We start from the raw sequence: 9,463 nt of genomic DNA on the forward strand, positions 1-9,463 counted from the left end.
CCTTCAGAATGACGCCTCAGCGCCGAGGTGGGCGGCAGGATACCGGCGGGGCGGACAGTGCGCGGGGGGGAGTCGCGAACTGCCATCGGGCGCCCCGGACCTGTCACATCCGCCGCACCGGGATCCTTCGCCCGGCTCGGACTTCGAGTGTCATTCTGAGCGAGGCGCCGCGCCGCACCGTCCGTCACACCGAACTCTGGCGCCGACCGAAGAATCCCGCGCCACCGCTTCCCATGCACGCCCGGTTGCGCGCCGCGCTCGGACGCTGCGGGTCCGCGGGAGAGGCTGGGGCACGCCACGCCGGACTGCGACGCGGCGGACGTTTCGGTCCGGGATTCTTCAGTCGCGCATGAGCGCGGCACCGGGGAAAGCACGGCGCACGCTCCTTCAGAATGACGCCTCAGCGCCGAGGTGGGCGGCAGGACACCGGCGGAGCGGAGGTGCCGCCGCGGGCGGCTCGAATTGCCATCGGGCGCCCCGGACCTGTCACATCCGCCGCACCGGGATTCTTCACCCGGCTCGGACTTCGAGTGTCATTCTGAGGGAGGCGCCGCGCCACACCGTCCGTACCCCGAACTCTGGCGCCGACCGAAGAATCCCGCGCCACCGCATCCCATGCACGCCCGGTTGCGCGGCGCGCTCGGACGCCGCGGGTGCGGCGGGGGAGGCTGGGGCACGCCGCGCCGGACCGCGGCGCGGCGGACGTTTCGGTCCGGGATTCTTCAGTCGCGCATGGACGCGCTACCGGGGAAAGCGCGGCGCACGCTCCTTCAGAATGACGCCCCGGCGCCGAGGTGGGCGGCAGGACCGGCGAGGCGGACGGTGCCGGCGCGGGGGGGCTCGAACTGCGATCGGGCGCACCGGACCCTGCCCGCGGCGCCTCCTCAGGCAACGAGTTGGCGTGCTCTCCCCGTCATCCTCGGCGCTGCGACGGGTTGGGCGCACACGCTCGTCCCGGGCGCGCGTCCGGCTGTAGCGGCGGGGCCGTTGCCTTACGCGCGGGGAATGGTGAACGAGAAGGTCGATCCCGCGCCGGGCTCGCTGCGGACGCCGATCTCTCCCCCGTGCGCCTCCACGATCCCGCGGGCGATCGCCAGCCCCAGCCCCGCGCCGGCGCGCCGCGTGCTGCGCGCCTGCCAGAACCGGTCGAACACGCACGGCAGGTGCTCCGCCGGAATCCCCGGCCCCGTGTCCGCCACCGACACCCGCACCACCTCCCCCTCCACCTTCGCCTCCACGGAAATCCGCCCTCCCGCGGGCGTGAACTTGGCCGCATTCCCCATCAGGTTCGCCAGTACCTGGTGCAGCCGCTCGCGGTCCACCCACAGCGGCGGCAGCTCCGGCGGAATGCGCGTCTCCATCCGCAGCCCCTTCTCCGACGCCGTCTCCGCAACGCTTTCCGCCACGTCGCGCACCACCTCCGCCAGCACCACCTCGTCCGGCTCGAACGAGAGGCGCCCGGCCTCGATGGCGGCCACGTCCAGCAGGTCCTGCCGCAGGCGGTCCATCTGCCCGGTGAGCCCGCGGATGGCCTGCGTGCGCTTGCGGGCCTCCTCCAGCGCCGCGTCGCCGCCCAGCGTGCGCTCCAGCACCATGGCGTGGATCTTTACCGCGCTCAGCGAGTTGCCGATGTCGTGCGCCACGATGCGCAGCACCTCGTCGCGCGCGTTCACCGCGGCCTCGGCGGCGGCGCGCGCCTCCTGCTCGTTGCGCAGCAGCAGCGCGCGCTCCGCCTCCAGCCGCTTGCGCTCCATGGCGTAGCGGATGGCGCGGGCCAGCGTGGCGCCATCCACCGTGCCCTTGACCAGGTAGTCCTGCGCGCCCGCCTGCACCGCCTGCACGGCCACCGTCTCGTCGGCCAGCCCGCTCAGCACGATGATGGGGAGTTCCACCGCGGCGGCCAGCATCCGCTCCACCGTCTGCATCCCGTGCGCGTCGGGAAGGGAAAGGTCCAGCAGCACCACGTCGCACGGCTCGCCCTCCAGCGCGCGCAGCCCCGCGGCGAGCGTATCCGCGTGCACCAGCGAGAAATCCAGCGAGTGCGCCTCCCGCAGCGACTCGCGCAGCAGCCGCGCGTCACCCGGGTTGTCTTCCACCAGCAGAATGCGGACAGCCGTCACGTCCGCGGCTCCGGCGGCAGCTTTACGATGGTGAACCAGAAGTCCTCGATGGACTTGACCACGGTGATGAACTGGTCCAGGTCCACCGGCTTGGTGATGTAGCAGTTGGCGTGCAGCGCGTACGCGCCGGAGATGTCGCGCTCCGCCTCGGAGGTGGTGAGGATCACGACGGGGATGGTGCGCAGCGCGGGGTCGGCCTTGATCTCCCCCAGCACCTCGCGCCCGTCCTTTCGGGGCAGGTTCAGGTCCAGCAGGATCAGGTCCGGGCGCTTGGCGTCGGCGTACCGTCCCTGGCGGCGAAGGTACGCCAGCGCCTCCACCCCGTCCGGCGCCACCGACAGGTTGTTGCGCACCTTGCCTTCCTTGAGCGCCTCGCGCGTGAGCCGCACGTCGCCGGGGTTGTCTTCTACCAGCAGCACTTCGATGGGGCGCGATTCCATGGTCATTCCGCCTCGCCGGTGGCGGGAAGGGTGAAGTAAAAGACGGAGCCGCCCTCCGGGGGCGACTCCACCCAGATGCGCCCGCCGTGGCGCTCCACGATCTTCTTGCAGATGCTGAGGCCGATGCCCGTGCCCGGGTACTCGGCGCGGGTGTGCAGCCGCTGAAAGATGACGAAGATGCGCTGCGCGTACTCCGGCGCGATGCCGATGCCGTTGTCGCGCACGCTGATGACCCACTCGCCGCCGGCGCGCCGCGCGCCCACGTGCACGCGCGGCTGCCCGTCGCCGCGGAACTTGACGGCGTTGGCCACCAGGTTCTGCAGCACCTGCCCCAGCTGCACCGCGTCGCCGGTCACGGGGGGAAGCGGATCGTGGGTGATCTCCGCGCCGCTCTCCTCAATGGCCGTCCGCAGCGCCTCCAGCGACCGGCGGAGCACCGCTTCCAGCTCCGTGCGCTCCATGGTTCCGCCGCGGCTGCCCACGCGCGAGTAGGCCAGCAGGTCGCTGATGAGCGCCTGCATGCGCTGCACCCCGTCCACCGCGTAGCCGATGAACTCGTGCGCGTCCTGGTCCAGCCGGTCGCCGTAGCGGCGGGCCAGCAGCTGCGTGTAGCTGGCCACCATCCGCAGCGGCTCCTGCAGGTCGTGCGAGGCCACGTAGGCGAACTGCTCCAGCTCGGCGTTGGACCGCGCCAGCTCCTCCGCCTGCCGCGCGAGCGCTTCTTCGGCCTGCACGCGCTCGGTGACGTCGCGCAGCACGGCGGTGTAGATGCGGCGGCCTCCCAGGTCCAGCTTGCTGATGGACGCGTCGGCGGGAAAGATCTCGCCGCTCTTGCGCCGGCCGGTGATCTGGCCGCGCTCCCCCATGCGCCGCGCGGGGACGGGCGACGCGCCGAACTCGCGCACCTGCCCCTCGTGGCGGGCGCGGGAGCCTTCGGGAAGCAGCATCTCCAGCCGCTCGCCCATCACCTCGTCGGCCGTGTAGCCGAAGGTGTTTTCCGCACCGCGGTTGTAGAAGATGATGCGCTGGTCCTCGTCGACGGACACGATGGCGTCGGACGAGATGGAGATGATGCCGGCGAACTTGGCTTCCGAGCTCCGCAGCGCCTCCTCCGCCCGCGCGCGCTCGATGACGCGGCCCACCTGCGTCCCCACGCTGAGCATCACCTCCAGCAGCCCCGGCTGCGGCGCCGGCGCCTGCCCGAAGAAGAACTCCAGCACGCCCGCCGTCTCGTGCCCCACGCGGATGGGGAACGCCGCCGCCGCGTGCAGCCCCGCGCGCGCCGCGGCCTCGGCGAGCGCCGCGTGCCCGGCGGACAGGTCCGTGATCCACGCCGGCTCGCCCGCGCGCGCCACGCGCGCCGCCAGCGCGTCCCCGTTTGCGGGCGTGGCGTGCAGCGCGGCGTGGAATTCCCGGGTGCGCGCGGGATCGGCCGCGTGCCACACGTCCGCAGACGCCAGTTCGCCGCCGGGCTGCACCAGGAGCGCATGCCCCGCCGCCCAGCCGGTGTGCTCGCAGACCGCCTGCAGGCAGGTGCGCAGCGCGCCTTCCAGGCTGGTGGATTCGTTGGCGGCGACGGCCACCACCTGGAGCAGCCGCACCAGCGCAGGGTCCAGCGGTGGCGGATTGGGGGACGGCGTCATGCGGGGCTCAAACCGGGTGATTGATGATCGGGCCAAGCTACGGCGGGGCCATCCAGGCGGACAGAGGAGAAGCGGAACCAGCGGGCGCTCACGGAGGCCCCGGGACACACGGGAAAAGATCGATCACGACGCGGGATTGTCTTCTTCTGATGTCCTTGTCTGATCTGTGTGTCTGCGCCTCTGTGTGGGATTCTTCTTTTCGGGATGGGGTTCTTCCCCACAACGGTTCCGGCGCGCTCCCGTCCGTGCGGGTGGCCGCGAGCCGCCATCCTTGTACCATCGCGCGGGGCCCGGGGCCCCGCGCCGGGGTGGCTGCGGAACGGAGCAGGCGGATGAAGACCATCGCCGCGCGGGAACTGCGCACGGGCCGCGTCCGTGATGTCATGCAGATGCACATGGTGACCGTCGTTCCCGAAATGACGGTGCGCGAGCTTGCGCAGACGCTGCTGGACGGCGGCGTGCGGTCCGCGCCGGTCCTGGGCCCGACGGGAAAGGTGGTGGGGATCGTTACGCAGGCGGCGGTCACGCGCCTTGCCTTTGCCGCCCTCACCGATGCGGACGCGGCGGACCCCGCGGACGTGCTGCGCGTGCGCGACATCATGGGCCCGGTGGGCGACACCATTGCGCCGGACGAGGCGCTGTCCACGCTCGTCCGCCGCTTTCTGCGCGGGCGCGAGAACCAGCTGCTGGTGGTGGATCGAGGAATGCTGCTCGGTATTGTGACCCCCGTGGACGTGCTGGGCGCCATCGACGCGGTGCTCTGACGGGCTGGTCACGGATCCAGGTCCGGCGGGCCACAGAGCCGCTGATGGTCTCGATCTCCGTGCCTTCCGTTGGACAATGCAGTTCGGGGTCCCGGGCCGACCACCATCGCCCGGGACCCCGTCCGCGTCGTCATCCCCGCCGATACGGCTACTCGTTTGGCGCGGCGGCCGGGCCGTCCTTGGGGAGGCGGAGAGTGAAGGTGCTTCCCTCGCCCGGCGTGCTCGCCGCCGTCAGCGTGCCGCCCAGCAGTCCCGCCAACCGCTTGCTGACGGCGAGCCCCAGCCCCGATCCGCCGTAGCTGCGCGTCCGCGACTGCTCCACCTGCCAGAACGCGTCAAAGATGTGCGGCAGCGCCTCGGCCGACATGCCGATCCCCGTGTCGTGCACCTCGAACACCACCTCCGCGCCCTCCTGGCGCACCGCTAGCCTCACCTCGCCCCGCTCCGTGAACTTGACGGCGTTGCCCAGCAGGTTGAGCAGAATCTGCCGCAGCTTCCCCGCATCGCTCTGCATCACCAGCTCCGGCGGCGGCGCGGCAACGCTGAAGCGCAGCCCCTTGGCCGCGGCGTCGCGCTCCGTCATCTCCGCCGCGGCCCGCACGACGGCGGCGACCTGCACCGCTTCCACCGCCGCCGTCTCGCGTCCCGACTCGGCACGCGACAGGGTGAGCACCTCGTCCACCAGGCCGCGCAGGTGGCCCGCGCTGTCGCGAATGCGGCGCAGCTGCGCCTGCTGCGCCTCCGTCACCGGCCCGAACAGCCCCTCTTCCAGCAGCTCCTCGTAGCCGATGATGGCGTTGAGCGGCGTGCGCAGCTCGTGGCTCATGGTGGCCAGAAAGTCGCCCTTGGCGCGGTCCGCGGCCTCGGCCCGCCGCAGCGCCTCGCGCGCCTCTTCCAGCGCCCACTGCAGCCGCTCGTTCGCGTCTTCCAGCTCCGCCGCAAGCTGCTGCGACGTTTCGCTCTGCAGGCTCAGCTCCACCGCCTGCGCCTGCAGCGTCTCATTCTGCTCCTGCAGCGCGACGGCGCGCGCCTCGGCCAGCTCGCGCTCGCGCGACAGGCGTGCGTCGCGCAGCGTCACCAGCACGCGGGGCACGGTGACGGGCATGGCCGCCGCCGTGGCGACGGAGGCGGCCGCGGTCACCACCTTGACACCGCCCGCGAACCAGTACGCCGGGTTCCACAGCGTCCACACCTCAATCAGGTGCGTAAAGCCGCAGGCGATGATGAACAACCCGAAGGCGACAAAGACGAGGCTGAAGGGGATGTCGCGCCGTGCCCGGTGAACCAGGTACGCCAGCGCCACGGAAATGACGATGTACGCGCCCCCGATGAGCAGGTCGGAGACCACGTGCGTCCACAGCAGGGGCGGATTCCAGAGATAGCAGTAGCCGTGCGGCAGGTACGACGGCGCGGCCTGCAGGTGCTCGGGATGAACTTGCATGATCGTTCGGCGGGGCGGGCGGCGGACGGGAGTGGCCGGCGCCTGAATGGTGCGGTGCAGACCGCCGATCCGCAATCCGGCGCCGGGCGCCCGCACGCCGCGCCGTGGCGGATTTCGCCCGACACGCAGAAGCCGGTCCCGCATGCACGGGGCCGGCTTCTGCCGTCTAGCGTTGAGCGAGGGCGGCTACGCGGACTTGAGCATCCCCGTGTCCAGCGCCAGGCGCACCAGTTCCGCGCGGTGCGTCAGCCCCAGCTTCTGCATCATGCGGGCGCGGTAGGTGTCGACGGTCTTGGGGCTCAGGAACAGCTTCTTGCCCACCTCGGCGCTGCTGTACCCCTGCGCCGTCAGGGTGAGCACCTCGCGCTCGCGTTCGCTCAGCTTTTCCAGCGGGCCGGGCTCGTGCGGCGCGCGGGCCTGCTGGTACTTGCTCAGCAGCACGCGCGTGGCGCTGGGGTACAGAAACACCTCCCCTCCCGCCACCGTGCGGATGGCTTCCAGCAGGTCCACGTCCGCGCTGGTCTTGCGCACGAAGCCGCTGGCGCCCGCCTCCAGTACGGGGACCAGGAACTCCTCCTCGGTCTGCGAGGTCAGCACCAGCACGTGCGTGTTCAGCCCCAGGGCGGTGATCTGGCGCGTGGCCTCCAGCCCGTCCAGGCCGGGCATCACCAGGTCCATCACCACAACGGCGGGGCGCAGCAGGCGCGTTTTTTCGACCGCTTCTTCGCCCGTCCCGGCCTGCCCCACCACCTCCACGTCGTCTTCCAGCGCCAGCAGCGCTTCCAGCCCGCTGCGCAGCACTGCGTGGTCATCCGCCAGCAGCACGCGGATCTTGTTCGGCATGAGCTTGCTCCCTTGTTGCCATGGCCTGCCCGGCATGCACGTCCGCCCGCGCCGCAGGCCGTTGCCCGCACGCCCTCCCGCCGGAGCGAACCCCGTGCCCGTGCGACTCAAGGTAGTGCCGGGGCGGGGAAGGAGATGTCGGGAATCGGAGCACACGCCGCCGGGCCGGTTTTGATTTGTTGCGCATCCGCCGGAATTCGGAGCCCTCATGCAGGCCAGCGGGCGGCGCCGATCAGTGGCCGCCATGGTCGTCTTCGCAAGACTCCGCCGCATGTAGTCCAAGGACTGCTGAACGCCTGAGCACGCCGCTGCACCGGACATTTCCCGCTGTAGACCGGGGCCAACATGCCGTTTAGTATACGCCGAAACTCGCGCGTTCCATCTGATTACTTCCGGACCAGGCCGGTTCGCTCCATGGCAGGCACTGATCGAGCGACCCACATGGGGATCCCTTCGCGTATGCAGCGCGGACCTCTCGATGCGTGCGGCGTAAGGCACATCGCACCGGCAGATCAGGCCGGGGCGGCCCTCGTCCAGGAACTCGAGCCTGAACTGGCAATCCTACTCTGGCGGGTACTGCGACTGGCGCAGTCGAGCAGGATTGTTCTGCACCCGGAGCACGAACGCGCGGCCTGCGCCGCCCTTGAAGCCGGCCTTCTATGCGGCGCCCTGCCGGAGATGGTCCGCGCGCCCGCCGCTGTCATCGCGGGTGAGGCCGCCTCGGGGCAACCGAACGCGGAGTTGGTAGCGAAAGCGTGCTGGTGTCTGGTCGAGTGGGCACTCGGAGTGGGTGCCGCTCGTACGGCGGTGGCATTCGCCGAGGCCGCGGGGTTGTCCGCCGAGCAGAGTGGAAGGCACGCACTGGCGACCGGACGATTCATGCGCAGGAACGGTCTGCCGCGTGAGGGAGAGGCGTGGTTGCGACGAGCGAGACGTCTGGCGCGCGCAAGCCGCGACTGGGACTGTCTCGTCCTCAGCACCAGTTCACTCGCCATGCACGTATGGGAACAGGGCAACTACCCGGTTTCGAAGCGGCTTCTGGAGCGGGCGCGCCGAACCGCTCGCGCGCACAAGCTTCGGACGCTTGAAGGAGAGGTGATGCACAATCTCCTCGTTCTTGCAATCGACATGAAGCGGGGGAAGGAAGCACAAGAGTACGCGGAAGGGACCTTTGAAAGGTATCTGCCCGATCATCCCAAGCTTCCGGCGCTGGCGTATGACGTCGCGTACCTCTGGCTTACGCAGGGCCACGCCGGCCGGGCGTTGGCGATGTTCCAGGCGCTTCTGCCGCATTTCACGGATGTTGCCCCACGTGTGCAGATCCTGGCAGCCATCTGTAGATGCGCGGGGCTGACCGGCAACGCCGAACTGGTGATGGAAAGCGAAGCTCACACCCGGGCTCTGACGAGCAGTTATCAGCGCGAAATGCCCATGCTTCCTGCCGCCCTGATCGACATCGGCATCGCCCTGGGTACCGTGGGAGATATGGATCGCGCTCGCGTTGCTTTACGGCGGGCGGGGGAGATTGCGGGGAAAGCGGGAAACTCGGAGTGCCTGATGAGAGCCGAGCAGGCGCTCGCCGATCTCGAGTTCAACCATGGCACGCGGGATCTCGAGACCGGTCACCGGCGAGCCGCGCAACCGGCTCAAGATGCGTTCGCCACCCGGTTCGTGCAGGCGCTTGCGGACGTTGTGCCAGCAGGGTAGGCGGCCCTTCCCGTGGTGCCCGTACATCGGACACCACGGAAGTTGCCGGCGTCAGTGTCCGGAACCCATCAGATTGCCATTCCGGGAACGGCTCGTATCAGCCGGGACCTCGTCGCGGCGCGGACCGTTTTGTTCAGCTTCCGCCCGGTCGGTCGGTTCAGAGATTCGGGTGCACGCGCCCGCAGCAAGCAGCGCGAGGAGAAGAAGGGTCGGGAGAACTGCTTTCTTCATGGCGGACTCCTTCGAGATGGAGGGTACGACGAATCGTGTCTCGAAGATGAGCGGACAGTTTTCAGGGTGCAACGGAAACTTGTCCATAACCATTTCATACCCAATGCCCAGTATGCGCCACCAGAGCCGAATCAGCGTTCTCACTGTGGTGTCGCCTGGGTCTCGGCGCGTTCACCCCCTGCCCGAACCCTACTTCGCTCAGGTGCTCGGAAGCATGACGGAATCGATGGAAGTGCTCCCCGTTACGCCCCCATCTGCACTCGTCCTTCTTGAC

The 9,463-nt window shown here is 69.9% G+C and carries 8 protein-coding genes; 2 read left to right on the forward strand and 6 right to left on the reverse strand.

The genetic code is table 11. The annotated features are described in order from the left end of the window. Positions 1 to 992: 992 nt before the first annotated feature. The 3 genes from VF665_RS13320 to VF665_RS13330 are packed head-to-tail and all read right to left on the reverse strand — an operon-like array spanning position 993 to position 4,203. Positions 993 to 2,120 carry a hybrid sensor histidine kinase/response regulator gene (locus VF665_RS13320; protein WP_331053918.1) on the reverse strand — a complete coding sequence of 376 codons (1,128 nt, stop codon included), beginning with the start codon at positions 2,118 to 2,120 and terminating at the stop codon, positions 993 to 995. Continuing rightward, on the reverse strand, positions 2,117 to 2,566 hold the full coding sequence (locus VF665_RS13325) for a response regulator (protein WP_331053919.1): 450 nt from the start codon (positions 2,564 to 2,566) through the stop codon (positions 2,117 to 2,119). Before VF665_RS13325 ends, VF665_RS13320 begins: the two co-directional genes overlap by 4 nt. After that, positions 2,563 to 4,203, reverse strand: coding sequence for a sensor histidine kinase (locus VF665_RS13330; protein ID WP_331053920.1), 1,641 nt, complete (start codon positions 4,201 to 4,203; stop codon positions 2,563 to 2,565). Before VF665_RS13330 ends, VF665_RS13325 begins: the two co-directional genes overlap by 4 nt. 332 nt (positions 4,204 to 4,535) lie before the next feature. Between VF665_RS13330 and VF665_RS13335 the strand changes: the two genes are divergently transcribed. Next, complete coding sequence (locus VF665_RS13335) at positions 4,536 to 4,967, forward strand: HPP family protein (RefSeq protein WP_331053921.1); 432 nt, start codon at positions 4,536 to 4,538, stop codon at positions 4,965 to 4,967. Between the two features lie 148 nt (positions 4,968 to 5,115). Here VF665_RS13335 and VF665_RS13340 read toward each other — a convergent pair whose 3' ends face one another. Both VF665_RS13340 and VF665_RS13345 read right to left on the reverse strand, forming a co-directional pair. Beyond that, positions 5,116 to 6,408: a sensor histidine kinase gene (locus VF665_RS13340; RefSeq protein ID WP_331053922.1), complete on the reverse strand. Its 1,293-nt coding sequence runs from the start codon at positions 6,406 to 6,408 to the stop codon at positions 5,116 to 5,118. A gap of 186 nt (positions 6,409 to 6,594) precedes the next feature. Further along, positions 6,595 to 7,251 carry a response regulator transcription factor gene (locus tag VF665_RS13345; protein WP_331053923.1) on the reverse strand — a complete coding sequence of 219 codons (657 nt, stop codon included), beginning with the start codon at positions 7,249 to 7,251 and terminating at the stop codon, positions 6,595 to 6,597. A gap of 441 nt (positions 7,252 to 7,692) precedes the next feature. On the opposite strand from VF665_RS13345, the gene VF665_RS13350 reads away from it, so the two are divergent. After that, positions 7,693 to 8,958, forward strand: coding sequence for a hypothetical protein (locus tag VF665_RS13350; protein ID WP_331053924.1), 1,266 nt, complete (start codon positions 7,693 to 7,695; stop codon positions 8,956 to 8,958). A gap of 51 nt (positions 8,959 to 9,009) precedes the next feature. Here the strand turns inward: VF665_RS13350 and VF665_RS13355 are convergent, their stop codons facing one another. Further along, the gene (locus VF665_RS13355) at positions 9,010 to 9,333 is read right to left on the reverse strand and encodes a hypothetical protein (protein ID WP_331053925.1); all 324 of its coding nucleotides are present in this window, start codon (positions 9,331 to 9,333) and stop codon (positions 9,010 to 9,012) included. Positions 9,334 to 9,463 lie beyond the last annotated feature (130 nt).

This window comes from Longimicrobium sp. (genome assembly GCF_036387355.1).
Lineage (GTDB): Bacteria > Gemmatimonadota > Gemmatimonadetes > Longimicrobiales > Longimicrobiaceae > Longimicrobium.

Bases quoted from the DNA above. Each gene is read 5' to 3' on its own strand.
- VF665_RS13325 (WP_331053919.1), bottom strand. From the start codon at position 2,566: ATGACCATGGAATCGCGCCCCATCGAAGTGCTGCTGGTAGAAGACAAC.
- VF665_RS13330 (WP_331053920.1), bottom strand. From the start codon at position 4,203: ATGACGCCGTCCCCCAATCCGCCACCGCTGGACCCTGCGCTGGTGCGG.
- VF665_RS13335 (WP_331053921.1), top strand. From the start codon at position 4,536: ATGAAGACCATCGCCGCGCGGGAACTGCGCACGGGCCGCGTCCGTGAT.
- VF665_RS13340 (WP_331053922.1), bottom strand. From the start codon at position 6,408: ATGCAAGTTCATCCCGAGCACCTGCAGGCCGCGCCGTCGTACCTGCCG.
- VF665_RS13345 (WP_331053923.1), bottom strand. From the start codon at position 7,251: ATGCCGAACAAGATCCGCGTGCTGCTGGCGGATGACCACGCAGTGCTG.
- VF665_RS13350 (WP_331053924.1), top strand. From the start codon at position 7,693: ATGGGGATCCCTTCGCGTATGCAGCGCGGACCTCTCGATGCGTGCGGC.